General features: G+C 57.7%; 25 protein-coding genes, 1 tRNA gene and 2 pseudogenes. 15 read left to right on the top strand and 13 right to left on the bottom strand.

What is annotated here, in order from left to right; all coding sequences use genetic code 11:
* Positions 1-137 precede the first annotated feature (137 nt).
* Entirely contained in the window at positions 138-971 is an 834-nt protein-coding gene (gene mutM, locus HDF12_RS03050) for a bifunctional DNA-formamidopyrimidine glycosylase/DNA-(apurinic or apyrimidinic site) lyase (RefSeq protein ID WP_179581156.1), read from the bottom strand.
* A gap of 192 nt (positions 972-1,163) precedes the next feature.
* Between mutM and HDF12_RS03055 the strand changes: the two genes are divergently transcribed.
* Together HDF12_RS03055 and HDF12_RS03060 are read left to right on the top strand one after the other, a co-directional pair.
* Positions 1,164-1,976, top strand: coding sequence for a methyltransferase, TIGR04325 family (locus HDF12_RS03055; protein ID WP_179581157.1), 813 nt, complete (start codon positions 1,164-1,166; stop codon positions 1,974-1,976).
* A gap of 87 nt (positions 1,977-2,063) precedes the next feature.
* A complete protein-coding gene (locus HDF12_RS03060; RefSeq protein WP_179581158.1) occupies positions 2,064-3,086 on the top strand; it encodes a cytochrome D1 domain-containing protein in 1,023 nt (340 codons plus the stop codon).
* Here the strand turns inward: HDF12_RS03060 and HDF12_RS03065 are convergent, their stop codons facing one another.
* Entirely contained in the window at positions 3,087-5,228 is a 2,142-nt protein-coding gene (locus HDF12_RS03065) for a fused MFS/spermidine synthase (RefSeq protein WP_257025323.1), read from the bottom strand. It abuts the gene before it with no gap.
* 185 nt (positions 5,229-5,413) lie between these two features.
* On the opposite strand from HDF12_RS03065, the gene HDF12_RS03070 reads away from it, so the two are divergent.
* The 4 genes from HDF12_RS03070 to HDF12_RS03085 all read left to right on the top strand — a co-directional run bounded on the left by HDF12_RS03070 (position 5,414) and on the right by HDF12_RS03085 (position 9,008).
* Complete coding sequence (locus HDF12_RS03070; RefSeq protein WP_179581159.1) at positions 5,414-6,508, top strand: VWA domain-containing protein; 1,095 nt, start codon at positions 5,414-5,416, stop codon at positions 6,506-6,508.
* 197 nt (positions 6,509-6,705) lie between these two features.
* Positions 6,706-8,016, top strand: coding sequence for an adenylosuccinate synthase (locus HDF12_RS03075; RefSeq protein WP_179581160.1), 1,311 nt, complete (start codon positions 6,706-6,708; stop codon positions 8,014-8,016).
* 15 nt (positions 8,017-8,031) lie between these two features.
* Complete coding sequence (locus HDF12_RS03080) at positions 8,032-8,319, top strand: putative quinol monooxygenase (RefSeq protein ID WP_179581161.1); 288 nt, start codon at positions 8,032-8,034, stop codon at positions 8,317-8,319.
* 113 nt (positions 8,320-8,432) lie between these two features.
* Positions 8,433-9,008 carry a nuclear transport factor 2 family protein gene (locus tag HDF12_RS03085; RefSeq protein WP_179581162.1) on the top strand — a complete coding sequence of 192 codons (576 nt, stop codon included), beginning with the start codon at positions 8,433-8,435 and terminating at the stop codon, positions 9,006-9,008.
* A 108-nt stretch (positions 9,009-9,116) separates the two neighbouring features.
* On the opposite strand, the gene HDF12_RS03090 is transcribed toward HDF12_RS03085, so the two are convergent.
* Together HDF12_RS03090 and HDF12_RS03095 are read right to left on the bottom strand one after the other, a co-directional pair.
* Positions 9,117-9,440: a hypothetical protein gene (locus HDF12_RS03090; protein WP_179581163.1), complete on the bottom strand. Its 324-nt coding sequence runs from the start codon at positions 9,438-9,440 to the stop codon at positions 9,117-9,119.
* A 74-nt stretch (positions 9,441-9,514) separates the two neighbouring features.
* Positions 9,515-10,090 carry an HIT family protein gene (locus HDF12_RS03095; RefSeq protein WP_179581164.1) on the bottom strand — a complete coding sequence of 192 codons (576 nt, stop codon included), beginning with the start codon at positions 10,088-10,090 and terminating at the stop codon, positions 9,515-9,517.
* A gap of 434 nt (positions 10,091-10,524) precedes the next feature.
* On the opposite strand from HDF12_RS03095, the gene HDF12_RS03100 reads away from it, so the two are divergent.
* The gene (locus HDF12_RS03100) at positions 10,525-12,534 is read left to right on the top strand and encodes a 30S ribosomal protein S1 (protein WP_179581165.1); all 2,010 of its coding nucleotides are present in this window, start codon (positions 10,525-10,527) and stop codon (positions 12,532-12,534) included.
* A 91-nt stretch (positions 12,535-12,625) separates the two neighbouring features.
* On the opposite strand, the gene HDF12_RS03105 is transcribed toward HDF12_RS03100, so the two are convergent.
* The 5 genes from HDF12_RS03105 to infC form a co-directional block, all read right to left on the bottom strand.
* On the bottom strand, positions 12,626-13,537 hold the full coding sequence (locus tag HDF12_RS03105) for a hypothetical protein (protein WP_179581166.1): 912 nt from the start codon (positions 13,535-13,537) through the stop codon (positions 12,626-12,628).
* A gap of 101 nt (positions 13,538-13,638) precedes the next feature.
* On the bottom strand, positions 13,639-13,815 hold the full coding sequence (locus HDF12_RS03110; protein WP_179581167.1) for a hypothetical protein: 177 nt from the start codon (positions 13,813-13,815) through the stop codon (positions 13,639-13,641).
* A gap of 64 nt (positions 13,816-13,879) precedes the next feature.
* Positions 13,880-14,056, bottom strand: a complete 177-nt coding sequence (locus HDF12_RS03115; RefSeq protein ID WP_179581168.1) for a hypothetical protein — start codon at positions 14,054-14,056, stop codon at positions 13,880-13,882.
* Positions 14,057-14,120: 64 nt separating this feature from the next.
* Positions 14,121-14,297 (bottom strand): hypothetical protein, encoded by a 177-nt coding sequence (locus HDF12_RS03120; RefSeq protein WP_179581169.1) that lies wholly within the window; start codon positions 14,295-14,297, stop codon positions 14,121-14,123.
* Positions 14,298-14,756: 459 nt separating this feature from the next.
* Entirely contained in the window at positions 14,757-15,404 is a 648-nt protein-coding gene (gene infC, locus HDF12_RS03125) for a translation initiation factor IF-3 (RefSeq protein ID WP_306458011.1), read from the bottom strand.
* 241 nt (positions 15,405-15,645) lie between these two features.
* Here infC and HDF12_RS03130 point away from each other — a divergent pair, with 241 nt between their 5' ends.
* Positions 15,646-16,239, top strand: a complete 594-nt coding sequence (locus HDF12_RS03130) for a response regulator (RefSeq protein WP_179581170.1) — start codon at positions 15,646-15,648, stop codon at positions 16,237-16,239.
* A gap of 20 nt (positions 16,240-16,259) precedes the next feature.
* Here HDF12_RS03130 and HDF12_RS03135 read toward each other — a convergent pair whose 3' ends face one another.
* On the bottom strand, positions 16,260-16,517 hold the full coding sequence (locus HDF12_RS03135; RefSeq protein ID WP_179581171.1) for a hypothetical protein: 258 nt from the start codon (positions 16,515-16,517) through the stop codon (positions 16,260-16,262).
* Between the two features lie 233 nt (positions 16,518-16,750).
* On the opposite strand from HDF12_RS03135, the gene HDF12_RS03140 reads away from it, so the two are divergent.
* From HDF12_RS03140 to HDF12_RS03155, 4 genes are all read left to right on the top strand, one after another.
* A tRNA-Leu gene (locus HDF12_RS03140) sits at positions 16,751-16,837 on the top strand.
* Between the two features lie 122 nt (positions 16,838-16,959).
* Complete coding sequence (gene trpC, locus HDF12_RS03145; protein WP_179581172.1) at positions 16,960-17,763, top strand: indole-3-glycerol phosphate synthase TrpC; 804 nt, start codon at positions 16,960-16,962, stop codon at positions 17,761-17,763.
* Between the two features lie 33 nt (positions 17,764-17,796).
* Positions 17,797-18,480 carry a phosphoribosylanthranilate isomerase gene (locus HDF12_RS03150; RefSeq protein WP_179581173.1) on the top strand — a complete coding sequence of 228 codons (684 nt, stop codon included), beginning with the start codon at positions 17,797-17,799 and terminating at the stop codon, positions 18,478-18,480.
* 31 nt (positions 18,481-18,511) lie between these two features.
* Complete coding sequence (locus HDF12_RS03155) at positions 18,512-18,919, top strand: nuclear transport factor 2 family protein (RefSeq protein WP_179581174.1); 408 nt, start codon at positions 18,512-18,514, stop codon at positions 18,917-18,919.
* Positions 18,920-18,968: 49 nt separating this feature from the next.
* Here HDF12_RS03155 and HDF12_RS03160 read toward each other — a convergent pair whose 3' ends face one another.
* The 3 genes and pseudogenes from HDF12_RS03160 to HDF12_RS22755 all read right to left on the bottom strand — a co-directional run.
* Complete coding sequence (locus tag HDF12_RS03160; protein ID WP_179581175.1) at positions 18,969-19,124, bottom strand: hypothetical protein; 156 nt, start codon at positions 19,122-19,124, stop codon at positions 18,969-18,971.
* A gap of 192 nt (positions 19,125-19,316) precedes the next feature.
* The gene (locus tag HDF12_RS22750) at positions 19,317-20,186 is read right to left on the bottom strand and encodes a prolyl oligopeptidase family serine peptidase (RefSeq protein WP_373563906.1); all 870 of its coding nucleotides are present in this window, start codon (positions 20,184-20,186) and stop codon (positions 19,317-19,319) included.
* A gap of 27 nt (positions 20,187-20,213) precedes the next feature.
* Positions 20,214-21,423, bottom strand: a pseudogene (locus HDF12_RS22755) (prolyl oligopeptidase family protein); the annotation flags it as partial.
* 365 nt (positions 21,424-21,788) lie between these two features.
* On the opposite strand from HDF12_RS22755, the gene HDF12_RS03170 reads away from it, so the two are divergent.
* The 3 genes and pseudogenes from HDF12_RS03170 to HDF12_RS22760 form a co-directional block, all read left to right on the top strand.
* Complete coding sequence (locus HDF12_RS03170; protein WP_179581176.1) at positions 21,789-22,799, top strand: VWA domain-containing protein; 1,011 nt, start codon at positions 21,789-21,791, stop codon at positions 22,797-22,799.
* A 131-nt stretch (positions 22,800-22,930) separates the two neighbouring features.
* A complete protein-coding gene (locus HDF12_RS03175) occupies positions 22,931-24,775 on the top strand; it encodes a bifunctional diguanylate cyclase/phosphodiesterase (RefSeq protein ID WP_179581177.1) in 1,845 nt (614 codons plus the stop codon).
* A 744-nt stretch (positions 24,776-25,519) separates the two neighbouring features.
* A pseudogene (locus HDF12_RS22760) lies at positions 25,520-25,786 on the top strand (CPBP family intramembrane glutamic endopeptidase); the annotation flags it as partial.
* Between the last annotated feature and the right edge of the window lie 276 nt (positions 25,787-26,062).

The following is a 26,062-nucleotide window of genomic DNA, read 5'->3' on the forward strand; positions in this document are numbered from 1 at the left end:
CCGACGCAATCGTCTGCACGGGTCTCACCGTGTTTCATTCGCACAGGGCTATGGATCTGGCCGAGTTTCCTTCAATAGTGCGTGGACTTGTCCAAAAGCAGAAAAGCGAAACAAAACCAGCGATCAAGCAGTAGTCGCTACTTCTGGCAGGTGGGGCAGTAGTGTGTGCTCCGTCCACCGACCACGACGCGCTTGATTGGCGTGCCACAGATACGACAGGGTTGGCCGGTTCGCGAGTAGACGTGATGGTGAAGCTGGAAGAAACCGGCGACTCCGTCTGCGTCGACGTAGTCGGAGACCGATGAGCCGCCCAGCCTGATTGCTTCAGTGAGCACCTTGATCAACGCTGCGTGAAGACGGGTGAGTTCGGCTCGTGTGAGGCGTCCGGCGTGGCGCGTGGGGCGAATGCCGGCGTGGAAGAGGCTCTCGTCGGCATAGATATTGCCGACCCCATGGAGCAGGGACTGATTCAATAACGCGGCTTTGATTGGGGTCTTACGGCCGCGGAAGAGCGCAATGAAGTCCCCAAGCCCGATGGTGAGAGGTTCGGCCCCTGGCCCAGCGTATTTCTCCTCTGGAGTCGCAGCTTCTACAACGGACAACCGGCCGAAGCGGCGAGCATCGACGAAGCGAAGCTCTTTTCCGCCGCTGAGAGCCAGGATCGCGTGGGTGTGCGGAGGAATCGGAGTGTCGGGGGCGGAGACGAGCAGGCGGCCGGTCATGCCGAGGTGGACGAGAAACTGCGCGGGCCTCTCTTCGTTCTGTCTGGAGCGAATCAGATCGACGACGATCGTTTTGCCGACGCGGTGGACGCGGTCGATGCGACTGCCGGCAAGAGCTTCGATGATCTGATCCGGCGAAGATTTGAAGGTTTGAGGCTTGTTGCTGGTCCAGACGGAGAGGACGGTTTGGCCGTGGATCCGGGCGTGAACACCATTTGCAACGGTCTCGACTTCAGGGAGTTCAGGCATGCTTCTTGTAAGTATAGGAGGGTGAGAGGTTACCGTAATGGTTGCAACGAAATGCATAGCAATCTACGTGCCTTTTGCAGGTTCGATCTGTTCATCGTCGTTAAATTAACACAATGTTAATAATTGAACCTGAAATTTGTTACCTCATCGCATATAGTTGAACTCTCCCCAAATACAACCGGATGAAATGCCATGTCGATGACGGGTGTTCTGACACGTTTGAACCTCTCAACTTTTCCGGGATACAAGCAACTGCGGCAATCCGGCGTGCTGGATTTCGTAGTCGGCAAAGAGTTCGGCCATTATCGCGGGCGATTCAACACCAGCGAAGAGGCGACGAACTCTCTTCCGGCTCAGCGCCGTGCAACCTATGACAATGAGTCGCTTGTCTCGATCGGGATCGAATCGTACTCGACGATTCACCCCTTTGATTGGCCGATACTGACCTTTTGTCAGAAGCTTATGCGCGAGAACCATCTCCACGCCGTGACCGATTTTGGCGGTCATATCGGAGTGAAGTTCTACGCGTTTAAAGAGATGCTCGATCTTCCCGAAGACTTTCGTTGGCAGATCGTCGATGTGCCGGCGATGGTGAGGGAGGGACGGCGGCGCGTGCCTCCGGAGGTGCACTCGCTGTGCTTTTATGAGCACGTCGAAGAGACCGAGGCGTGCGATGCGCTGCTGTGCTCGGGGAGCCTGCAATATGTAGATTGGTCGATTGAAGAGCTCATCGATCGGTTGCCCCGGAAGCCGTACATGATCTTTTTGAATAAGGTTCCTGTCTCGGCCAGCGAGGGCTTCTTCACGCTGGAGACGTTTGTAAAGACTCTGCCGTGTCGCATCTTCGGTCCGGACGAGCTCAAGACGGCGCGTCAGCATCTCGGCTACAAGCTCGCTGCGAGCTGGCCCATACCTAACCGCGACTTTGTTGTGCTCTCTTCGAAGGGAATGGAGAAGGTGCAGATGGTTGGAGAAGCCTGGGTGCTACAAGCGATGAGCGTGTGAAGCAGCTTTATTCAATTGTGACCGCGACTGTGCGGCAGGCAAGCAACCTACGGCTATATGGTTCCACAAGGCTATACTGATCGCCTTATGAAGAAGATCTTTTTTTCGCGTCGCATGATGGGCTGCTTTTTCGTGAGCCTGGCCGGGGCCGTTGCGTTCTCACAGGGCAGCATGGAAAAAAACGATCGTCCGCTGTTGTTGGTGGCGAATCAAGGGGACCGCGATCTGAGCCTGATTGATCCCGCTGCGGGCAAACAGATGGCTGCGGTGCCGGTGGACGGTGTGACTGGCCACGAGGTGGCTGCTTCGCCCGATGGAGCTACGGCGTTCGTGCCGATCTATGGCAGTGCAGGCGTGGGCAAGCCGGGCACCGACGGCAGCAAGATCTCCGTGATCGATCTTGCGAGCCACAAGCTCGTTCATACGATCGACTTCGGACATGGAGTGCGGCCGCACTGCGTAATCTACGACAAAAACAGCGGGATGCTGTACGTGACGACGGAGCTGGACAAGACCATCAGCATCATTGACCCAAAGACTTTGAAGATTGTCGGCAGCGTTCCCACGGGACAGGAGCAGTCGCACATGCTGGCGCTATCGCGTGATGGCTCGCGAGGGTATACGGCGAACGTGGGGCCGGGCACGGTATCGGTTCTCGATATGAAGGCGCGCAAGACGCTTGCGATCATTCCGATCTCGACGGATACGCAGAGGATTGCGATCTCGCGCGACGACAGCATGGTGTTTACAGCCGACCAGACGAAACCGCAGCTCGCTGTCATCGATACCGCGACCAACAAGGTCAAGACGTGGATTCCGCTGCCGAGTGTGGGGTATGGAACGGCGACTACGTTGGATGGACGTTGGCTGCTGGTGGCTCTGCGAACGACGCATCAGGTCGCGGTCGTCGATCTGAAGTCGATGCAGGTGGCTCGCACGATCGACGTCGCGGATGGGCCGACGGAGATCCTGATGAAGCCCGACGGCAAGAGTGCGTTTGTCTCCTGCACCAGGAGCAAGCAGGTGGCGGAGATCGATCTTGAGCAGTGGAAGATGGCGCGATTGATCGACGCGGGAGATGCAGCGGACGGGCTGGCGTGGGCGAAGTAGCTAGTGATGCGATAGCTGCAGAATGGGCAAGATGCTGGAGTAGTCGTCGGTCCAGGTGCGGAGGCGTGCGTCAGTGGGGACGGCGCTGGCAGCGGTTGTTATTTCAGGTTGTTCGAAGAAGGTGTGGCTCGAGGTGAGCAGAATCCAGGTGGCGCGATAGGCTCCGAGGGAGTCGTCGGGCGGGCTTTCGATCAGCTTTGCCTGCAGGTTTGAGTCGCGTGCCAGTTGGCCGATCTCGGGGGCGAGATTGAGGTATTGGTTGGAGACGTGGAAGGCTAGGATGCCGTCCGGCGCAAGATGTTTCTTGTAGAGCGCGATCGCCTCGATGGTGAGCAGGTGGAGTGGTATGGCGTCGCCGGAGAAGGCGTCGATGGCGATGATGTCGAAGTTCTGCGGGGCCTCGCGGGTCAAGGAGGTGCGTGCGTCACCGTCGGCGAAGGTGATCTGCGCTGGGGAATCGCGGAGGTAGGTGAAGAGGTTCTGCGCGATGGGGCGCACCAGTGGGTTGATCTCGTAGAAGCGGATGCGGTCATTGGCAGCGCCGTAGGTTGCGATGGTGCCGGTGCCGAGGCCGATGACTGCGATGTTGCGGGGTCGCTCGCCACAGCAGTGGTGAAGGGCGAGACCGATGCCGGAGTTGTCGGCGTAGTAGGTGGTGGGAGTGCGGGTGAGGCCTGGAGCGAAGAGCTGCGTGCCGTGCTGGATGGTGCCGTTCAACAGCATGCGCTCGGTGCCGCCGTGTGGGCCGACCGTCTGCTTTACGCGGAGGGTTCCGTAGAAGTTGCGGACCTCGAGGATGGCCTCGCGGGCGTAGGCGGTGTGCAGCATGATGGCGAAGAAGAGCAGCAGTGCGCTGGCGGTGGACCAGAGAAGGCGTTGCGGCCAGCCGTCGCTCCACGTCACCGCGATGGCGAGTGCGGCGGTGACGAAGAACGAGATGGCGAGATCGTAGTTGGCGGAGAAGATCATCGGACTGGCTATGCCGATGCAGAAGGTTCCTGCTGCTCCTCCGGCGGCGATCCACAGGTAGAAGAGCGTTGTCTCAGCGGGGTTCTTCGGACGCAGAGCGTAGGCCTCGGCGTGGCAGAAGAGTCCGGCGAGAAAGCACTCTGCGAGGAAAAAGAGGATAGCGATGCCGATGGGCAGGCTCACATCCGTTTTGGAGATGGCGTAGCCGAGGCTGGCGAGCATCACGACCAGCAGGCGGACGACGATGCCGCGACGGTAGAGCGCAGGGAACTCGAAGGCGAGGATGAAGGTGAGCAGGTAGACGGCGAGCGGCAGCATCCAGAGGAGTGGAATTGCAGCGATGTTGACGGTGAGGTGACTGGTGACTGCGCTGAGCTGCATCGCGGCGGCTAAGGGAAGCAGGAACCAGAGCCACTTTGCTTTGGCTGGAGCAGGGGCTGGGGCTTGTGTTTCTTCTACAGCGTCGGCCGGCGCAGGTGCGGGGAGTTGGCGCGTTATGACCGCACAGAAGACGGCGTAGACGATGAAGCCGAAGGACCAGAGACTCCGCTGGAACTGTAGTGTGAGGTGCGGTTCGACGACGAAGGGATAGGCGATGAGAGCGAGAAGAGAGCCGAAGTTCGAGAGCGCGAAGAGGCGGTAGGGAATCGTGCCGCCTTTGGAGCGCTGGAACCAGACCTGCAGCAGCGGACTGGTTGCGCTGAGCAGTAAGAATGGCAGGCCGATGGTGAAGGCGAGCGTCGAGAAGATTGTGGTGACGGGTTGGTCGGAGCCTCGACCAGGTTCTGCGGGGAAGATCTTTTGCGCGATCAACAGCACGGTTGCCGCAGCCAGCGTCACCAGATAAACATGCCGACGCCAGGTGGTGGCCTGGCAGCGAGTGATCCAGTGGGCGTAGACATAGCCGAACAGCAAGGTGACTTGAAAGAAGACCAGGCAAGTTAGCCACACCGCGGAGGAGCCGCCAAGCACCGGCAGTAGTTGTTTCGCGGCCATCGGCTCAACCAGGAAGAGAAGGAACGCGCCGAGGAAGATCGTAGTGCTATAGAGCAGGCGTGATGCAGACATGTTCGGCCCTAAGAGTGTCGAGTTGAAGCAAAGCGCCAGCGCTATGACTCCGCGCCCGATCCCCGTCGACCGAAGCGCAGGAGGAGGATATCGAGAGATTCGCATCTTGCGCCACCAAAATGGCCTGACGCAGTTTTTTTCAGGATGCCAGTCGCATCCAATAGCCTGTCGAGCGAGTTGCTGAAACTACTGAGTTCGCTGCCGCGTCTTCATGCGAGGGTCGAAACTGGGCTGCTGTGAGACGTTTCATCCCGCAGATACGACCGCAGAGAAGTATTTGAGGTGGAAGTATGAGTACGTTGAATCGGGCCGCGCTGGTTCTCTTCTGTCTTTCGTTTGTCCCTCTTTCCGCACTCTCACAACAACAGACGCCGCCGCACTCGGACCAACTTCCAGTGACCGCAGCTCCACCGCTCACCGAAGCCAGAGATCCTCACCTTGTGCTGGATGTTGTGGTCACGGACAAGTCGGGAAAGCCCAGAGCCGGTCTCACCCAGAATGACTTTGTCGTGCGTGACAATAACCAGGTTCGAAAGATCCTTTCGTTTCGCGCGGTGGATGGTGCTGCGCCGGCCGAGCCGCCGGTGAAGATCATCCTCATTGTGGATGAGGTCAACACTTCATTCACCCGCGTGGCGTATGAGCGCGACCAGCTCAGAAAGTTTCTTCTGCAAAACGGCGGACAGCTTACCCACCCGGTCTCGCTGGCCTTCTTCAGCGACACCGGAACTGAGCTGCAGAATGGTTCCTCGCGTGATGGAAATGCGTTGCTGGCCTCGTTTGATCAGCATGTGACGAAGCTGCGAACGATACGGCGCTCGACGGGTTTCTATGGCGCGGAGGAGCGCTTTACTCTTTCTCTGAAGGGCTTGAATCTGCTTGCTGCCACTGAGGCGAAGGAACCGGGACGGAAGATGGTCATCTGGATCAGCCCGGGCTGGCCGATTCTGAGCGGACCGAATATAACCCTGAGCACGAGGGAGGAGCAGGGGCTATTTTCCTCCATTGTCTATCTCTCCACGGCGCTCCGCCAGGCTCGGATCACGCTCTACAGCATCGACCCGCTTGGGGTGGAAGATGCTGCTACGAATCGTCTCACTTACTACGAGGAGTTTCTGAAACCGGTATCGGCCTCGAAAGATGCGCAGGCGGGAAATCTTGCGTTGCAGGTCCTGGCCAGGCAGAGCGGCGGCCAGGCACTCAACTCCAGCAACGACATCACGGAACAGATTTCTCGTTGCGTTGCGGAGGCCGATGCCTTTTACACGCTGACAGTGGACCCAACGTCATCAGACCGGCCGAATCAATCCCACTCTGTCGCGGTCAGCGTTGAAACACCCGGAGTGACCGCAAGGACGCGAAACCTTTACTATGGTCAGCCTTGAAAACCCAGCGATTGGGTTTTATTTGGCCTCTGTTTGGGCCGATGGACGCAGGTTTTCTGGGGTGCAGATTACGCAACCAGTGACGCCAAACGCTGGAGCCAGCGACGCTATATGATAGATTGCAGCGCGTATTTGCCTGTTGCGGTGCGCGTCTTCGGTCTTCCGGCCAACAACCATCCTTGGAGAACACATCCGTCGTGAATCAACGCAAATCAGCGGTTATTTTGGGTGCCCAGTGGGGCGATGAGGGCAAAGGCAAGATCGTCGACGTACTTTCGGAGAAGTTCTCCGTGGTCGCGCGTTATGCAGGTGGCCACAATGCCGGCCATACCGTCATCATCAAAGGCAAAAAGTTCGTCCTGCAGCTGATTCCGTGCGGCGTGCTCCGTCCGGAGTGCAAAGGCGTCATCGGCAATGGTGTTGTGTTGGACCCCATGGCGTTTTTGAGCGAGGTCAAGAAGTTGAAGGATGCGGGTCTGCCCGTGGACGATCAACTCTTCGTGTCGAACCGCGCGCAAGTGATTCTCCCCTACCACCGGATGATCGAGCTGGCCGCGGAGAATGCGCCCGGACGGACGAAGATCGGGACGACCAGCCGCGGCATCGGCCCGGCCTATGAAGACAAGATGCATCGCAGCGGTTTGCGCGTTGTGGATCTGCTGAACTCGGCGCTGTTGCGGACGCACATCGAGAACGCCTGCCACGAAAAGAATACGATTGCTCACGCTCTCTTTGGCACCGAGCCGCTGGACCCCAAGACGATGTACGAGGAGTACTCCCGCGCAGCCGAGCAGATCGCACCGTTTGTGACCGATACGGCGGTCATGCTCAACCACGAGATCGACAACGGCGGAAAGGTCATGTTCGAAGGGGCGCAGGGTGCGTTGCTGGATATCGACCACGGAACCTATCCCTTCGTGACCTCTTCGTCTTCCACGGCAGGCGGTGCGGTGACGGGCACCGGAGTTGGGCCCACAAGGATCGGCACCGTCATCGGTGTCACCAAGGCTTACGTGACGCGAGTGGGCGAAGGGCCGTTCCCCACCGAGATTCACGACTCTACCAGTGATCTGCTCCGCGCGCGTGGTCAGGAGTATGGCGCGGTCACTGGCCGTCCGCGACGCTGCGGCTGGCTCGATATTCCGCTGCTGCGCTACAGCAACATGATCAACGGGACGGAGTGGCTGGTCGTCACCAAGATGGATGTCATGGACGAGTGCGCGGAGATCCCCGTATGTACCGGTTACAAGGTCAACGGAAAACTGACGGATCTGATCCCCGCGGACATGCCGGGTTACAACGCGATCGAGCCGGTTTACACCAAATTGAAGGGCTGGAACAGTTCGACCGAAGGAATCACGGAGTTCGACAAGCTGCCGCAGTTAGCACAGGATTATCTGAAATTTATCGAACAGGAGTCGGGGGCGAAGATTGGAATGGTCTCCACCGGCCCGGATCGCGACCAGACCATGACATTGCCTGCATTTGAAGACGCGTTGAAGGCGTAAGAGGAAAGGCGGACTATGCTTAGTTTTACCGTGCGAATGACCTTCGACCAGTCGGACCGTGACGAGATCTCCGAGATTCTCTGCCATCTTACGGCCTTTTCCCGGCAGGAGCCCGGATGCGCAAGTTATATTCCCCATCTGGTCGAAGGAGAGGCCTGCACGGTTCTTATCTACGAACAGTACGTCGATGACGCAGCGTTGGAGCATCATAGAGGGACGCCTCACTTTCATCAGTATGCGATTGGGGGTCTGTATCAGAAGATGAAAGAACGTCAGGTTGAGAATCTCACCGCTGTTTGTTGATGCTTTTCTGTCGGGGTTCTTTGCGTGCGGCTCCGTCTCATGTGTGGAGACTCGCGTACGACTAAAGTAGTTTTGACTCAACGCGGTAAATCGGTCTACCATCCGGTACGCTTATGGGCTTGTTCGGTCGTCCAATTCGTAGGTCGCTGACGGGCACCGTCGTGTTGCTGGCGGCCGTGGCAGTAGGATGGCCCCCGCAGGACGCATTTGCGGGTCACATGCAACCGCTGCACGAGAAAAAGCACGACGCTAAGCGGCAGGTCGAAGCGCTCGAGGAGCAATGGCGACAGGCTCAGCTCGCGGGCGACGTCGCCACGATGGACAAGCTCCTCTCCGACGATTACATCGGCATCTCGATGACCGGCCAGGTCAACACCAAGATTCAACAGCTGGACCGCATGCGAACCCGCAAGTTCGTCCTGACGAAGCTCGATCTGGGCGAGATGCAGGTAAAGCTGGTCGGCTCGATCGCCATTGTGACCTCGCGGGCTCAGGTAGAAGGAACCAATGAAGGCGTGGCGGTCCAGGGGACGTATCGCTATACGCGTGTCTATCAGAGGCTACCGTCGGGCGTGTGGAAGATCACCAGCTTTGAGGCTACAAGGGTGCCGGGATCGAGAGATTCGGGTAATCGCGATGCTGCGGCTCCCAAGGCCACTGCCAGCGTGCCACCGGATGGGCCGTCTTAGGGGTTATCCAGTGGACCTTGACGTTCTCGGTCCCACAAAAAACCCTGCTCGCAGCAGGGTTTTTCGTGTCGTGATTTGGACTCCTCGGAAATCTCCGTCGCTCAAGTTTCATGCAGTCTTCGGTGAGACGACCGATACCCGCATATCCCTTGTCTCCCGCGCAGGAGCAGGAGTCGGAAGCTCTGACGACTCCGCCGGGCGCGGAAGGTTCAATGCCAGTAGTCTGCGATACAGGGAGCGGGTGGCGCCGGTAAGGCGAGCATCCTCGGATTCGTGCGGAAAAAGAGACAGATATTTGCGAGTCGAAGCCGCGGGTTTGCGGACTGGAACGATATAAGGACGGCGATCCGGCTTTGGCGCGCTTCGATTCTCCGGCGCGACAGGCGGAACTGATCGCAGGGATGCGGGGAGTGTCTGGGAAAGATTTGGCATTGGGCCCTCGAGCGAGACCATCGGCCTCAGACTGCTATTGCGATAGGATGGAAGGCCGGAGACTTTGGTTGTATTTAATGTTTGAAGGCGAGTCGGAGCTTTTCCCAGGTCACATCGAGCGACTCGGGAAGGACGCGCGTCTCGGCTGTCACCGTCATAAAGTTTGTATCTCCGCTCCAGCGCGGCAGCGCATGAAGGTGCATGTGATCGGCGATGCCGGCTCCTGCAGCCTCCCCCAGGTTGAGACCCATGTTGATCCCGCCCGGGTGATAAACCTCTCGAAGCGCCAGCTCCGAACGCTGGGCGAGAGCCATTAGTTCCTGAGCAACTTCTACCGGAAGCGCAGCCAGAGTGTCCAGATGTTGATACGGCAGCAGCAGCAGGTGTCCGGTGGAGTAGGGGAAGGCGTTGAGACAGATAAAGCAGGTCTGCCCCCGCCAGACGATGTGCGCCGCTTTTTCTGCGACGATCCGTTCCATTCCGTGATCGACCGCATAGTCCACCGCAGCGATCATGTTGCAGAAGACGCAGCGTTTGTCTTCCGCTTCGGTTGGCGGCCAGGCGCTGAGAGCCGAAGGAACCCCGCTTCTGGCCTGCGGGTCCGAGCGGGTGATGTAGCTGTAGCGCCAGGGCGTCCAGAGGCGGTCCATTCGGCGAGTATAGCGGACCGAGTAGCCCCGAAGCGGACGAGGCCGCCCAGACCCGCTCACGGCTCTGATTCTGTCCCGACACTTGCGCAGTTTGGAGCACTCTCTGCATCAAATCGGGGCGCTCTGCATCAAATTATGTACGACCCAAGAGAATTTCATCCGGTTCCGAGCATGACATGGTGATGAAAATGCAGGCGAAGAGGCCGACTTTTGTTGACGTACCGTATGCAAAGTTCTATGCTTTATCAGTGAGCTATTGCGTGTGGGACCCAAGTGCAATAGCTCCTCTGCAAGACCTGATTCCTTCCATCCTGCCGAAGCTGTCGCGGGGATAGAGAAAGCAGCCAGCCTCCCCTCCCGGATTCGCTGATTGCTCCCGCCCACGCGCTGCTCTAGAGGAAGAAATCTCTTGGATCCCGGAGTCCGCATTCACCATGGTAGAAAACCATAATCCTGACCACAACGAGAGCAAACCCCTGACCACCGAAACGGAAGTCCTAGCGCCCGAAGCGACAGCGGCTCACACAGACCTGTCTTCTGAATCCACCTCAACCCAACAGCATGAGACCGCCCACGGCGCGTCAAGTGAAGCTGCACAGCATGTTGCACCAGCTGCCGCCGCTCACCAGTCTGCAGACCACGGAACCGTTGCCACGGTCACCGCTGCAGCCGACGAGTCTGACGATGATTTGAACTACGACGCTGCTGATTTTGCTGCCGCCCTCGCGAACTTTGATCGCGAGCAGGCCGCCGAGTCCGCCGCTGCCCAGAACCTGACTGCAGAAGAGGTCATCGTTACCGGCACCGTCGTCAAGATCACCGACAAGCATGTTGTTGTCGACATCGGGCTTAAGTCTGAAGGTCTCATCCCCCTGGAACAAGTTCTTGACATCCATGGTGTCTCGAAGTTCCAGGCAGGTGACACTGTTGAAGTTGTGGTCGAGCGCGAAGAGTCCGAAGGCGGTTACCTGGTCAGCTATGACAAGGCTCTCCGTCACAAGGTCTGGGACAAGCTGGAGCAGGCGGCGAACGACAAGACCCCTGTCAAAGGCATGGTTCTTAGCCGCGTCAAGGGTGGTCTCACCGTTGACATCGGCATCAAGGCGTTCCTGCCCGGCTCGCAGGTCGAGGTTCGCCCCGTCCGCAATCTGGACGGCTACATCGGCACCGAGATCGAAGTCCGCGTCATCAAGCTCAACAAGAAGCGCGGCAACGTCGTCATCAGCCGCAAAGAGCTTCTTGAAGAAGACCAGAACGCCAAGAAGTCCGTCACTCTCGCCACCCTGGAAGAGGGCAGCGTCCTGACTGGCACCGTGAAGAATCTCACCGACTACGGCGCATTCGTCGATATGGGCGGCCTCGATGGACTGCTCCACATCACTGACATGAGCTGGGGTCGTCTCACCCATCCCCGCGACCTCGTCAACGTTGGCGACGAGATCCAGGTGAAGGTGTTGAAGTTCGACAAGGATAAGCAGCGCGTCTCGCTGGGCTTCAAGCAGTTGACGCCTGACCCGTGGCTCGACGCGACCGAGCGCTACCCGATCGGTGCGCAGGTTCGCGGCCGCGTTCTGTCGGTCACCGACTACGGCGCGTTCGTTGAGCTCGAGCAGGGAATCGAAGGTCTCGTTCACGTCTCGGAGATGACCTGGTCGAAGCGGATGAAGCATCCGTCGAAGATGGTCAAGCCCGGCGACGAAGTCGACACCATCATCCTCAGCGTCAATCCGAACGACCGCCGCATCTCGCTCGGCATGAAGCAGCTGCAGGACAACCCCTGGGAGCAGCTCGAAGACAAGTACCCGACCGGCGCCATCATTGAAGGCCGCGTTCGCAACCTGACCGACTTCGGTGCCTTCATCGAGATCGAGGACGGGATCGACGGCCTGGTACACGTCTCGAACCTGAGCTGGACCAAGCGCATCAAGCATCCCTCGGAAGTCCTGAAGAAGGGCGAGAAGGTTCGCGCGATCGTTCTGGGCGTTGAGCCTGAGAACCGTCGTCTGTCGCTTGGCGTCAAGCAGCTTCAGCCGGATGTCTGGGATACGTTCTTCGCGCAGCACCGCGTTGGCGACGTCATCAAGGGCAAGATCCTGCGCACGGCTCAGTTCGGAGCCTTCGTTGAGATTGCTGAAGGAGTCGAGGGCCTCTGCCACGTCTCCGAGGCGATCAATGCCGAGGGTAAGCCAGTCTCGATGGATGTTGACTCAGAGCATGAGTTCAAGATCGTCAAGATGAACCAGGAAGAGAAGAAGGTTGGCTTGAGCATCCGTGCTGTTGGCGAAGAGGCCAGCCGCGCGGAGGTCGAGAGCTACAAGGAGCGCGAGAAGTCGCCCAAGGGCAACAACTCCGGTTCGTCTTCCTCCACCTCTTCGGGCAACAGCAGCAGCACCACGCTCGGCGACCTGATCAACTGGAAGCGCTCAGAGTCCGAGCGCGACTAAGTTCGAATAGAGCAACAAAGTGAAAAGGCCATCCCAAAACGGGACGGCCTTTTTACTGTCTCTTTCAGAGGTACTTGATTGATGGCGCCTTTTATGCGGAGAGAGAGTGCACGGAAGCCGGCGCATCGATCGATCCGGTCGCCATCTTGGCAGAGGCGCGACGCATGACCTCGAGCTCAGCTGGTGCAAACAGTTCCGGAGGGATTCCACCGACTGCGACATGTCCAGGATCGTCGCCCAGAGCCATCGAAATCTGATTCCAACGCAGAAAGGGCGATGTGGTTGGGAGAGTGATGATGCGTCGCTTCGGCTCAGGAAAGGCGAAGTAAGCCGACCAGATCAGGAGAGTTAGACCAACCGCAACGCCGTTGATCACGCTGAACATAGAGTACATGTTGGCGTTGTGAGCGATCCACGCGGAGTTGACGAGACTGGTGGTCGCAAGAAAGCCCAGTCCGAGACTGACTCCGAAGATCCGGCTCCGGTAAGAAAGGCCCATCGGGCGGATCGCAAAGCAAACAAATAACAGCAGGCACAGCGTGAGAATGCTGGAAGTCTGCTGTAGCTGCGTAATCATCGCAACCATGAAATTGATACCGGACAGGTGGGGAGTAACGGCTACACCGATCGCAACTGCGACTGAGATGGCAGCGACCCAGCGAAAGACCAGCATCCCAAGAGTCTGCAGGCCCTTCAGGGGAGCCATCGCGAGCTTGAAGATGCTATATACCAGGAGGAGCGATAGGATCGCTTCCAACGCATAGCTTATCCAGTAAACATAAAAGTAAACCTGATAAGCGGCATGTCTTTCAACGGTATGTCGGCTCAAAGATAACAACGGTAGACAGATAGCCGAACATGTAAGTCGCACACATAACAATGCGACGAGGTATCCGAACTGGCGGGCCGCCTTGCTGCGGACGAGGAAGAACACCAGCATGCCGCAAAAGACCGGCTCTAGATAATCCATTTGCACCGTCAAACTGGATAGGAAATCGCTCATCTGTATCGTACCTATTTGATAAAGCAAGCACAGGCTAGCTTATTACCAGGTCCGACACAAGGGATTAATCCTGACTTTGCGCAAATAATTACCCAATAGTGTTAGCGCGTTCCCATGCCGCAAGCATTGGGATCGTTCGGAGCGCAGGTCGGAACTGGTAGCATGCTGGTACGCGAGGCGACGACCTTGTTCTTCGTCGACGCGCTGGAGGTCTGAGTGGTGGCGGCTGCGCCGGTGACAACGAGAACGAGGATGAAAGCGCGAACGATGTGTTTCATATATTGGGCCCCTTGATCTTGTAAGCTGTTGATTAATCGTGGTTTTCTTGACTACTAACCCCGATTAGCGCGTTCCCATGCCGCAGGCGTTAGGGTCGTTTGGAGCGCAAGTCGGAACAGGTAGCATGCTGGTGCGGGCGACCACGACCTTGTTCTTCGCGGTGGCGTTGGAAGTCTGGGTGGTGGCGGCGACACCGGTGAGGACGAGGGCGACGACGAAAGCGCGAACGATGAGTTTCATAACTGGAATCTCCTGGTCTAGCAATCTGCTGATTCTTCTTGTAATTCTTCACTGCTGGCGTGAATTAGCGCGTTCCCATGCCGCAGGCGTTAGGGTCGTTTGGAGCGCAGGTCGGAACAGGTAGCATGCTGGTGCGCGAGGCGACGATCTTGTTTTTGGCGGAAGCGTTGGAGGTTTGGGTGGTGGCGACTGCACCGGTGAGGACGAGGACAACAACGAAAGCGCGAACGATATGTTTCATAACGAGATACCCCCAAAGTTGTATTTATGTAAAAAGATTTCTCTGGACAAACCAGATGATGTAACAATAGGATACAAACTGGAGTAAGTCTAATAGAATCAGGTATATACAGAAGTATCAAACAATTTTGATTACTAAAGTAACGGATCCGGCAGCGCTGATGGGTGATGCCTACTAGCGAGACTGACGATCTCCCTCCGGCCCCCAAATAGGTCCAAGATTGATAGGGACGTGATCTCTCTCGCCGCCTTACGACAATAACCCTTTTGTTTTTATTGATTAGTGCCGCTGGCCGAAGTCGCCGGTTCATAAATCCCCCGCGTAAGGCGACCAAGGAAGAAAAATACAAGCACAGGCTTCAGCGGACGAGGATTCGTCGCGGCTTGTTTTACTTTTGATGGCAGAAAAGTTTTGCGCACCCACTTCAGCCCTGAAAATGAGGCGAAGTGGGTGGTTTTATCAGGCCTGAGCAGGCGCAGGAGTGACAGGTTCAGTCGCCTTCGCATTGGCGGAGGGAACTGCGGGTGTGGCCGCTTTCTTGGGAACGGCCTCGGCCTTTTTGGAGGGAGCCAGGATGGCGTGCAGCGTCGTGCCCTCCATGCGGGGCATAAACTCCACCAGGCCGGCGTCGCCGATATCCAGAATGAGGCGGTTGATGATCTTGTAGCCGAGATCGCGATGCGCCATCTGACGGCCCTTGAACCGCAGAGAGGCTTTGACCTTGTCGCCCTCGCCCAGAAAGCGAACAGCCTGGTTTTTCTTGGTCTGATAGTCGTGCTCGTCCACGGTCACTGAGAACTTGACCTCTTTGATGACGATGACCTTCTGTTTTTTGCGGGCAGCGCGATCGCTCTTATCTTTTTCGTAGAGGAACTTGCCGTAGTCCTGAATCTTGCAGACAGGGGGCACGGCGTTAGGGGAGATCTCTACCAGGTCGAGCGAGCGCTCGCGGGCCATTTTGAGGGCGTCGAAGGGAGCCATGACGCCGAGCTGTTCGCCATTTTCGTCGATGACGCGAATCTCGCGGGCGCGGATGCGTTCGTTAGTGCGGATAAAAGACTTGGCGGAACGTTTATCAATTGGTGGAATAAGTCGCCTCCACAGCAGGTTTCGTCACCCGCTATGCGTTGTTTAGGGTTTAGATGCAAATCTCACGAAAGGTTGCACCGCAACGAAAAGTATAACACTTCAGAAACGAAGCCCTCTGGAATCAGCGAAGAAGAGAGGGCATCCAGCGCTCGCTGCGCGATCTTCACCAGGCTATCCGTTGTCGCCATCAAGCCGCCAACTTTGGCATCGGAGCCCTGATCATGTATGTTTGCACGGAAGCCCTCAGAGAGGAAACCGAATGAGACGCCGTATCCTGTTGGTCGATGATGAGGTCGCTGTCCTGCTGACCCTGAAGGCTGTGCTGGAGATCAGCGGCTTTGATGTGGATACCGCCGCCTCCGCACGCGAGGGCGTCTCCAAGCTGCACACTCGCGAGTACCAGATGCTGATCACCGACATGCGCATGGAGCACGATGTCGCCGGCATCGAGGTCATCAAGGCGGCGCGCTCGGCCAACTATCATCCCGCGGTCGCGTTGTTGACGGCCTTCCCCGTCGCCGAAGAGGACTGGCAGGAGATGGGTGCGGATCAGCTGCTGGTCAAGCCCATGCACACACGCATCCTCCTGCAGCAGATCGAAGACCTGATCGCCTCCCACGAGCGAAAACTTGCCGGCCTCAATTTGACGTCACCCGCGACAACGCCAGCTAGGCCACCTGTCAAAAAGAAAGCAGTTGCTAAGAAGGTGGTCGTCAAGAGGACGCCGCCCAAGAAAGCTGCGACCGCGAAAACAGCTGCCCAAAAGAAGCCTGTCGCGAAGAAAGCCATCGCCAAAAAAGCAGCGAAGACCTCCGTCAAGACGAAGCCAGCACGCCGTCGCGCGAAGTCCTGATCAACAGGTTTGAAGCGGCACTAATTGGACGTGTGTTCTTTGATGTATTTCCTCAACGACTGGTTGAGATTCATTGCCTTTTCCACGCCGCCATCCAGCATGCGCAGCCACTCCGAAGCGGGCTCCTTCAGCTCGGCGGTGCTGAGCAGATAGCTCGTCTGCACAATGATCTCGAGTGCGTTGCTCAGGTCGTGTGCGATTCTGCGCATCTCGACGGAGATCTCTTCCGGAATCTTTTCGACGTTCGTGCCCTGAGAGGAAACCTTTGCTTCGTTCATGTAAGAGTGTCAGCCTTCCTTTGGGTCTAGACGCGTTTCCGGGGGAGAAGACTCGCAATCCTCGATCCGATGCTCAGAACTTAGATGCGCAAGCATCCTTCTCCGGACGCCCATCCCTCGCAACATACTACCTGCGCGGTCTCGCCGCACATTGACAGCAGCACCCGCGTTTGTAAAACTAGAGACTCGCGGTTAGCGTGCTCCGGCCACCTGTGCGGAGCGAATGACACCGTGCCGTAGTGGCGGAATTGGCAGACGCGCATGGTTCAGGTCCATGTACTCGCAAGGGTGTGGGGGTTCGAGTCCCCCCTTCGGCACCAAAGTTTCAACCTCGGTTGCAGCCAGGCAGCTTTCAACAGCCGCCAACGGCAGCCGAGTGTGGATTCGCACCAACCCATCGCTCTGCTGGCCGCACCTCACACTCAGCCATCGCAAAGGGACTATGCCCACTCACCTTGATCAGATCCTTGCGCACACGCTCCTTCAGGTAAAAGCTCGCAAGGCGGTCGCGGACTTCGGCATGCTCGAGAGCATGGCGGCTGCCCACATCCCGCGTGGCTTTCGTGCTGGACTACAAGCCGCAGCGAAGAGCGGCCCTGCCATCATCGCCGAGATCAAAAAAGCCTCTCCCTCCAAGGGCCTCATCCGCAGCGATTTTTATCCCGCCACCCTCGCAAAAACGTTCGAGTCCTCAGGCGCCGCGGCTCTCTCCATCCTCACCGACGAGGAGTTCTTCCAAGGCTCGCTCTCCTATCTGCAACAGGCGTCCAGCGTCGTCCACATTCCCTGTCTTCGCAAAGACTTCATCCTCGATCCCTTCCAGATCCTCGAAGCGCGCGCCTACGGAGCCGATGCAATTCTGCTCATCGTCTCCGCGCACACCGATGCTGCACTCCGCGACCTGCGCGATGAAGCCAGCTCTCGCGGCCTCGACGTCCTCTGCGAGACGCACGACCGTGAAGAGATGGAGCGCGCCGTCGCTCTGGGCTTCGACCTCATCGGCGTCAACAGCCGCGATCTGCGCACCTTCTCCGTACGCACCGAAGTTCTCTACGAACTCGCCGCATCGATGCCGAAGAGCGCCATCACCGTAGCCGAGAGCGGCATACGCACCGCCGAAGACATCGCCAGTCTGCGAGCCGCGGGATACGATGCCTTCCTCATCGGAGAAACCCTCATGCGGCAACCCGACCCCGCCGCCGCGCTCGCCACCCTACTGGATCGCGAGTACTCCTCCGACATCTAATTCGCAGGCCTGTGAGCGGAGAAGGCTAACATCATGTGGATTAAGATCTGCGCCAACACCAACCTCGACGATGCACAACTTGCCGCCGAGCTGGGAGCCGACGCGGTCGGCTTTGTCTTCGCGCCCAGTGCCCGTCGTATCACCTCTGCTGAGGTCGCAAAGATCACACCGCATCTCCCAACCTCCATCGAGCGCGTAGGTGTCTTCCACGCACTTGACGCCTATGAGATCGCTCGCGCCGCGCACGAGGCCGGTCTCACCGCCGTTCAACTCCACAGCGGCGTCGACTTCGCGCTTCTGCATCGCCTCCACAAGCTCTTCGCCGGACAAGTCTCCCTGATCCAGACGGTTCACTGGGAGGTGGGTACCGAAGGTGGCGGCGCGGCGATCGTAGCCGCAGAGCTACGCAGGATTGCGGCGGACGGTCTGGTAGATCATGTTCTGATTGATTCGAAGGTAGGCGCAGCCATCGGAGGCACGGGCGTCTCCTTCGATTGGGACGAAGCACGCGCCATCTTTCAAGAGGCCGCGCCTGAACTCAAACTGATCGTCGCAGGCGGTCTGCGCGCGGAGAACGTATCAGAGGCCATCCAGAATCTCAACCCCTGGGGCATAGATGTCGCGAGTGGTGTGGAGTCGGTGCCGGGCCGGAAGAGCCCAGAGAAGCTTGCTGCATTTATAAAGAAGGCGCGCGAGTCGAAGGTCGATCCCGCATAGGAACAATCTAAGATTCAGGAGATGGTGAACAATGACGAATCTGGAAGGCAAAAATGTCTCTGTCGTCCATGCTTACCTAAATGCCCTTCAAAGCGGCGAGGCGGGAGATGATCTCCGACGATTTTTTACGGACGATGTTCGACAGGTTGAGTTGCCAAATCAGCTCAACCGCCGCGGGCAGGTAAGCGATCTGGAGGACATCCTAAAACGCAGTCAACAAGGCCTGAAGATCCTCCAACAGCAACAATACGAGGTCATCTCGGAGATGGCTCTAGGCGACCGAGTTGCTGTTGAAGCTCGTTGGACTGGAGTTCTGGCAGTTGCGCTTGGAACTATGGCCGCCGGCACAGAAATGAAGGCTTCATTCGCGATGTTTTTTCGCTTCCGCGATGAACGAATTGCCATGCAGCGCAACTATGACTGCTTCGACCCGTGGTAGCCGGTTCGAGCAACCACAGTAGCTGCCGAATAATGCAGAATGCGTTGGTTTAAGCGTGGTGTGGAAGCGACTGGTGAATGCGAGCCTTGGGGGAACGGTCGTGATACAACTGCGGCCGTAGATGGGCTGTAGGCGGCTTTGGTGTCGCCGAAGCGAACGCAGGAGCCAGCGCCAGCAGCAAACCGATGAAAATTTTCAGCTTCATACAGGCAACCTTTCTACGTGTATATAAGACGCGTAGACTTTGTTCCCGGATTCATATTTCTCCGCGAATCACCACAAACTCGGGGCAGTTGGACATACCCCGAAAGCGGGACAAACTTAGTATCGCCGCAAAATCGCAATAATAATTTGAATCTCCGGGCGAGTGCCTGAAGCTGTATTGCGTAAATGGTTATTACTCGCCGAGTGCCCCCACCTTGAGCTCCATCACCAGAAACGCACACTGGTCAACCGTCGCCTCAATCCTTTTGCTGAGCGGCATTCCGGCGCCGTGCCCCGCCCGGGTCTCTACACGAATCAGGATCGGATTCGGGCCTGTCTGAGCAGCCTGCAGAGCCGCAGTGTATTTGAAGCTGTGCGCCGGGTACACGCGGTCGTCATGATCACCCGTTGTAATCAACGTCGCCGGATAAGCCGTGCCCTGCAGAATATTGTGCAGTGGAGAGTACTTGTAGATTGCGGCAAACTCCTCTGCGTTCTCTGAAGGAGATCCGTACTCCTCCTTCCACGCCCAGCCGATCGTGAACTTGTCGAAGCGCAGCATATCCATCACGCCAACCTGTGCGATCACGGCACCGAAGAGATCGGGACGCTGCAGCTCACAGGCCGCCACCAGCAAGCCGCCGTTGCTCCCTCCAGAGGTAGCAAGCTTCGCCGCCGAAGTGTACTTGTTCGCGATGAGCCACTCTGCTGCGGCGATGAAGTCATCGAAGACGTTCTGCTTCTTCAGTCGTGTTCCCGCCTCGTGCCACGCCTCGCCATACTCGCCGCCGCCGCGCAGGCTGGGCTGTGCGTAGACTCCGCCCATCTCCATCCACATTACATGCGCAGAAGAGAACTCCGGCATCAGCGGCACATTGAAGCCGCCATACGCATACAACAGCGTCGGCGCACTCCCGTCCAGAACCAGGCTCTTCTTGTGGCTCACGAACATCGGAACACGCGTGCCGTCCTTGCTCGTGTAAAAGATCTGTGTCGTCTCATAGAGCGCCGGATCGAATAATAGCTTCGGCTGCCGGAAGAGTGTCGACTGGCGCGTCTTCATGTTCAGCCTGTAGATCGTACCTGGCGTCGTAAAGTTGGTGAACTGGTAGAAGGTCTCGCTATCCTCACGCAGTCCGCCGAAGCCGTACGCCGTGCCGATCGCCGGAAGCTTCAGCCGTTCAATCAACTGCCCATCAAGTCTGCGAAGTTCGATCAGGCTCTGCGCGTCAGCAAGATAGTTCGCGATGAATGTGTTGTCGATGATCGAGATATCGCTCAGCTTGTTCTTGCTCTCGGGAATAACCGTCTTCCAGTGTTCGCGCTCAGGGTGATTCAGGTCGATCGAGATGACCTTGCCGTTAGGAGCATCGAGCGTAGTGAGCAGCCAGAAGAGAGTGCCGTCGTTATTGATCGGCGCGTACGTCGCGTCAGCGGTTTTAATCAGCCGCAGAATCGCGGAGTCAGGCTGCTGAAGATCCTTGATCGCAATCTCGTTATTCGGACTCGTGCCTTTCGACTGGTAGAGCACCAGGTATCGCCCGTCATCGGTCACGTGCGCGCCGAGGTTCAACTCCTTGTCATCGGGGCGGTCGAAGACTAGCTTGTCCTCGCTCTGAGGAGTGCCGAGCTTGTGAAAGAACACCTTGTGAAAGTAGTTGGCGGCCTTCAACGCCTCAGCCTCAGGCGCGTCGTAGCCCTCGTAGAAGAAGCCGCTGCCGTCCTTAAGCCACGCGGCTCCGCTGAACTTCGACCATTCGATGATGTCGGGCAGATCCTCTCCCGTCGTGACATCGCGGACATGCCACTTCACCCAATCGCTGCCTGCATCTGCAATCGAGTAAGCCGCCAGTGATCCATCGTCGGTGATGCTCAACCCGCTGACAGCAACCGTCCCATCCGCCGAGAAGGTATTCGGATCAAGCAGTACCTTCGGCTCACCCTCCAGACCTTCCTGCCAGTAAATGACATTCTGATTCTGCAACCCGCTGTTGTGCGAGTAGAAATAGCGAGTCCCACGACGCGGGGGCAGTGTACCGCTCGAAGTTGATCAACTCCATCAGCCGCCTCTGCATCGTCTCGCGAGACGGAACCTGCGAGAGGTAGGCCTGCGTCACTTCGTTCTCGGCGTCCACCCACGTCTTCAACTCGGACGAATCAACATCCTCCATCCACCGATAGGGATCGCTGACCGTCGCGCCGAAGTAGTCGTCCGTCTGCTCCACCCTGCGAGCGGTCGGGTACGTGAGAGCTGAGGTCGTTTCAGGGGAGGGCGAAGCAACAGCAGAGTTCGTCGTCATCAGGTCAACTTTCGGTCATGTGGCGCTCAGAGGTGCCGCCCCGGACTATAGATTAGATGACGAAATCCGAAGTAGGTAACGCACAAGGTGACTTCACCTTTTATTGAGAGGGCAAAAATGGGAAGATCTTCGCGCCGCACATCCAGCGGTGAAAATAAAGTCAAAAAAATGTGGCGCATTTTTCGGAGCTTGAAAGCCGACGGTTAAAACACCACGTCAGCCACGCAATTCACCACACTCTCACCACGTTTTCACCATCGCAAAACACTCTTAAAACGAAAAAGACTCCAATAAAAGCCACCACCTCACCACAAACCATTTTTTTCAGCCGAAAATACAAAATCTCCTCCGGTTAGACTTAAACCATGCGGCCTCTCCTCCCCGTCCTCCTGCTCTCGGCCACACTGCCCGCCCTGGCTCAGACCCCCGCGCCGACGGACGACCAAAGCTACACCCTTAAAACTCAATCCAACGTCGTCCTGGTCCCTACCACCGTCCAGACCAAGCACGGCGAGATGATCTACGAGCTCAAGCCAGAGCAGTTCGTCGTTGAAGACAATGGAGTTTCGCAGACTGTCCGCGTCGACGAAGATACCGACTCTCTCGGTCTCTCTCTTGTAGTCGTCGTCCAGTGCAGCCGCGCCGCCGGCTACGAGTATCCCAAGCTAAGCGGCCTCGGCTCCATGATCGACGGCATCGCCGGCGACGCCCCACGTGAGGTCGCCATCGTCACCTATGGCTCCGCGCCGCTGCTGCTCGGCAAGTTCTCCAACAGCGTAGACGCGATGGCCCATGCACTCGCGCAGCTCGAGCCCTGTGATGATCCTGAAGCCTCAACGCTCGACGCTGTTGCGTACGCGACGAGGCTCCTGGAAGCCCGCCAGAATCACTATCGCCACGCGATTCTGCTGATCAGCGAGACACGCGACCACGGCAGCACAGCCAAGCCAGCCGAAGTAGTTGCGGCGCTTGGGCGAACCAATACCGTCGTCGACTCGGTAGCGTTCGGCCCAGGAAAGACAGAGGTTATGAGCGATCTCAAGTACGGCGGCGGAAGCGGGCCGATCGGTCTTCTCGTGATGGCAGTCAACGCGTTGAAGAAGAACGCTGCGCACGAGTTGGCTGCGCTGTCGGGCGGCGAGTATATCAACTTCACCACGCAGCGAGGCTTCGACGAAGGGCTCCATCAACTCTCAAATCACGTGCATAACTACTATCTGCTGAGCTTTCAGCCTCACGCCGAGGCCAACGGAGAGCCTGCGTCAGGGATGCACAGAATACGCGTCAGGATTCCGGATTATCCTGAGGCGCGAATTCGCTTTCGTGAAAGCTATTTTGCCGGCGAGCTGGATTCCGCCGCGGCAAGCACGAACTGAAACCCGACTCAGTTGAACAACGTGGTTCGACATCTTCATTAGAAATTTCAAGGAAGGAGCATACTAGGAGTCCGATGCTAGGCAATGAAGCGGAACGGTGCGTTTGCCGATAGAGTGACTCCGGGCTGGTTATGGGTATTGGTTCTCTCGATGAGACCGTAGAGGATCGCGCGTCTTCTCTCTGGCGACTGACTTCGGTCGCGATGGTACTGGTGTGCCTAGGCTATGCCGCGCTGCTGCTGAATATTCGAAGCTGGGACAACGGCGGTGTCACGATCCTTTGGCCTTCGAACGGCCTTCTGCTGGGCGTCCTTTTATGTTCAAGGCGACCGCAGTGGACGGCGTACCTGGCTGTTGGCTTTGCTGTCGATCTTGGGCTCAACCTGGCGCTGTCGTTTGCGCCCTGGACCTCGGTATACCTGGCCGGCTGCAACATGCTGGAGGTCGGCATAGCGGCGGCGCTGATGTATCGGACGATCTCGCCTAACCCCGATCTGACTCAGCGCAAACAGTTGCTGAGCCTGCTGCTGTATGGAGTCGTGCTCGCGCCGGCGATCGCTTCGGCACTGGCTCAGATGAGCATCACGAATCTGCACGCACTGCCGAGATTTACCGCAGCCAGACACTGGTTTGTGGCGGATGCTCTGGGGATTGCGGTGATGACGCCGCTGTATCTGTCGTTCCGAGAGAGAGAGCAGTTTCCGGGTCGATCCAGGCTGGAAGTTGCAGGGCTGCTTACGCTGCTGGTCGTTGTCGCAGTCGGTGTCTTCTGGCAGACGCGTTTCCCTCTTCTGTTCCTCCTTCTGCCGGTGCTCCTGCTGCTTGGCGCTCGTCTGCGATTGGCAGGATCCGCGGTTGGGTTGTTGATTGTGTCGATCATCGGTGGGTACCTGACCATTCGCGGGCACGGTCCGATCGCGCTGGTGCGTTCGGGGTCGACGATGACCGGCGATCTGCTGCTGCAGTTCTTCGTTGCTGTTTCGATGCTGGTGCTTTATGTGGTTGAGGTTGTGATTGCAGAACGCGAGCGGCTGCAGGTGAACCTGAAGGCTAGTGAGACGCTGTTTCGTCTTTTGGCTGAAGCTTCGAATGATGTGATCGTTCTCTCGGATCTCTCCGGCACGCGACGGTATGTTTCGCCGGCCGTGACCACCGTGCTGGGGTGGGGGCCAGAGGAGCTGATCGGCAATACTCACCTCCAGATCGTTCATCCTGACGATGTCGACGCGGTGGAAGCTTTGATGAGCGTATGTCGCGAGGGTGAGCCGGTTGAGACTTTGACCTATCGTTGCGCCAGAAAGGATGGAAGTTACGTCTGGATGGAGGCGAGCATGCGGCTCTATCACGACGAGACGACGTGGGAGCCTATCGGTTTCGTCAATGTGGTGCGGGACGTGTCCGGTCGAAAGGCCGCGGAAGAGGAGCTGAACCGCACCTTCCGGTTGGTGGAGAATCTTGCGATGGCGGATGGGCTCACTGGCGTAGCGAACCGGCGCCGGTTCGAGGAAAAGATGGACGAAGAGTGGCGCAGGGCGATGCGTGACCGATCGCTGCTCTCCGTGTTGATGATCGACGTCGATCACTTCAAACCGTACAACGATCTCTACGGCCATGTGCTGGGCGATAACTGCCTGCGCCAGATTGCAGTGGCCGCGCAGGAGGTGATTCACCGCTCCTCGGATCTGTTTGCCCGGTATGGGGGCGAGGAGTTCGTGGTCGTGCTGCCGAACACCGACAGCGGGGGCGCTCAGCTGGTCGCTGAACAGATTCGACGGACGGTCGAAATGCTTGGCCTGCCACACTCGGGCAATCCTTGCGGAGTGGTGACGGTGAGTATCGGCTGTGCGACTCAAACGCTGGGGCACGACTCCGTCTCGACTGTGCTGGTAGATGCCGCGGACCAGGCGCTCTATCAGGCCAAGTCTGCGGGCAGAAATCGGGTTGAGGTGGCTGCCGGTTCGACGATTCCAGGCTAATTGGTACCCCCCCCCATATTATCGGCGCGTAAGTTATTTGTAATCATTGGTTTGGCGGCATACGGTGTCTGTAAAATATTGATTTCATGGTACTTGCCTGCAAAATATTACAAATAAAGGAGTTATTGGTTTAAATAAGAGAGCCCCGGAGTGGTCTCCGAGGCTCTCTTTGTTCTTCTATTCCAGTATAACGGATGGAGACTAACTAATACGCCACGTGAATCTGCAGGATTGGCGCCGGTTTTCGTGGTGAGGGGGCTTGACAGGATCTTTGATTTTGTTCGTGCGAAGGAGATCGTCACAGCGCAAAGTGATTAAATTGCAGCCGTAGTTTTGCGCAGCAAGCGGAGGCGGAGGATGGGAAAGAGGGTACTTTTGCTACTCGCACTTTAAGCATCATCGGCTTCGGTCTGTTGGCATTTGCTATCACCATTCTCGCCGGCGGTATCTGGAGTGCCCTGCTCGTCACCAATCTTCGGAGCAGCCCTGCGGTACGCTGGTCCGTTCCCGTGATGACTCTTCTGCTGTGGCTGATGTGGAGCTATCTGGGTGGAAAGGGATGGCCACGGAGTACATCCGATGTGCGATGCCACTACTTGCGGGCCAACAGAAGATCTGCTCGGACCTACCTGTGGTCATTCGCTGCAGGTGTTCTATCCGTGGTTGGCTGGATACTGGATCGTGCTGTTCCGATTGGTCAAGATGCCACCCAACGCACTCCCAGATATGTCGAGCTATCCCCGCATGACTGTAGCCCTCATTATTCTGATGGGGTCCCTGGTTGCGCCATTCATGGAGGAGGTTGGGTTTCGCGGATATTTTCAGGTCGCCCTCGAACGGGAGGTTCGCGGTTGGGTCGCGGTCACCGTCTCCTCCCTCGTGTTTGCCTTCGCACACTTCGCTCATGGCATCTTGTGGCCGAAGCTTCTGGTGTACTTTCTTGTGGGCGTTGCGTTTGGCACGACGGCGTATCTCGCCAACTCTACGCTTCCGGCCATTCTGCCCCACATGATCGGCGACCTGACATTTTTCACCTTGGTGTGGCCGCATGACGCAGCGCGACGGCTGGTCCTGGACAGTGGAACCGACAATTGGTTTTGGATACACGTGACGCAGGCGATCGTATTTTACGGTGCTGGCAATTTGGGCTTTTCAGCGGCTGGCCAGGGAGTGCGCCCTGCGCGGGTGGCGGCCACTTCGTGGCGTGTATACCGCTTCGCTTGGCGCTCCCGTTGGTCGCGAACGAAGATGATTCCGACCAACGGGAGGACCACGCGAAGCTCTAAA

The sequence above is a fragment of the Tunturiibacter gelidiferens genome, from assembly GCF_013410115.1.
GTDB classification, from domain to species: domain Bacteria; phylum Acidobacteriota; class Terriglobia; order Terriglobales; family Acidobacteriaceae; genus Edaphobacter; species Edaphobacter gelidiferens.

Coding starts and splice junctions, on each gene's coding strand:
- mutM (WP_179581156.1), bottom strand. CDS start 971: ATGCCTGAACTCCCTGAAGTCGAGACCGTTGCAAATGGTGTTCACGCC.
- HDF12_RS03055 (WP_179581157.1), top strand. CDS start 1,164: ATGTCGATGACGGGTGTTCTGACACGTTTGAACCTCTCAACTTTTCCG.
- HDF12_RS03060 (WP_179581158.1), top strand. CDS start 2,064: ATGAAGAAGATCTTTTTTTCGCGTCGCATGATGGGCTGCTTTTTCGTG.
- HDF12_RS03065 (WP_257025323.1), bottom strand. CDS start 5,228: ATGCGAATCTCTCGATATCCTCCTCCTGCGCTTCGGTCGACGGGGATC.
- HDF12_RS03070 (WP_179581159.1), top strand. CDS start 5,414: ATGAGTACGTTGAATCGGGCCGCGCTGGTTCTCTTCTGTCTTTCGTTT.
- HDF12_RS03080 (WP_179581161.1), top strand. CDS start 8,032: ATGCTTAGTTTTACCGTGCGAATGACCTTCGACCAGTCGGACCGTGAC.
- HDF12_RS03085 (WP_179581162.1), top strand. CDS start 8,433: ATGGGCTTGTTCGGTCGTCCAATTCGTAGGTCGCTGACGGGCACCGTC.
- HDF12_RS03090 (WP_179581163.1), bottom strand. CDS start 9,440: ATGCCAAATCTTTCCCAGACACTCCCCGCATCCCTGCGATCAGTTCCG.
- HDF12_RS03095 (WP_179581164.1), bottom strand. CDS start 10,090: ATGGACCGCCTCTGGACGCCCTGGCGCTACAGCTACATCACCCGCTCG.
- HDF12_RS03100 (WP_179581165.1), top strand. CDS start 10,525: ATGGTAGAAAACCATAATCCTGACCACAACGAGAGCAAACCCCTGACC.
- HDF12_RS03105 (WP_179581166.1), bottom strand. CDS start 13,537: ATGAGCGATTTCCTATCCAGTTTGACGGTGCAAATGGATTATCTAGAG.
- HDF12_RS03110 (WP_179581167.1), bottom strand. CDS start 13,815: ATGAAACACATCGTTCGCGCTTTCATCCTCGTTCTCGTTGTCACCGGC.
- HDF12_RS03115 (WP_179581168.1), bottom strand. CDS start 14,056: ATGAAACTCATCGTTCGCGCTTTCGTCGTCGCCCTCGTCCTCACCGGT.
- HDF12_RS03120 (WP_179581169.1), bottom strand. CDS start 14,297: ATGAAACATATCGTTCGCGCTTTCGTTGTTGTCCTCGTCCTCACCGGT.
- HDF12_RS03130 (WP_179581170.1), top strand. CDS start 15,646: ATGAGACGCCGTATCCTGTTGGTCGATGATGAGGTCGCTGTCCTGCTG.
- HDF12_RS03135 (WP_179581171.1), bottom strand. CDS start 16,517: ATGAACGAAGCAAAGGTTTCCTCTCAGGGCACGAACGTCGAAAAGATT.
- trpC (WP_179581172.1), top strand. CDS start 16,960: ATGCCCACTCACCTTGATCAGATCCTTGCGCACACGCTCCTTCAGGTA.
- HDF12_RS03150 (WP_179581173.1), top strand. CDS start 17,797: ATGTGGATTAAGATCTGCGCCAACACCAACCTCGACGATGCACAACTT.
- HDF12_RS03155 (WP_179581174.1), top strand. CDS start 18,512: ATGACGAATCTGGAAGGCAAAAATGTCTCTGTCGTCCATGCTTACCTA.
- HDF12_RS03160 (WP_179581175.1), bottom strand. CDS start 19,124: ATGAAGCTGAAAATTTTCATCGGTTTGCTGCTGGCGCTGGCTCCTGCG.
- HDF12_RS22750 (WP_373563906.1), bottom strand. CDS start 20,186: ATGAAGACGCGCCAGTCGACACTCTTCCGGCAGCCGAAGCTATTATTC.
- HDF12_RS03170 (WP_179581176.1), top strand. CDS start 21,789: ATGCGGCCTCTCCTCCCCGTCCTCCTGCTCTCGGCCACACTGCCCGCC.
- HDF12_RS03175 (WP_179581177.1), top strand. CDS start 22,931: ATGGGTATTGGTTCTCTCGATGAGACCGTAGAGGATCGCGCGTCTTCT.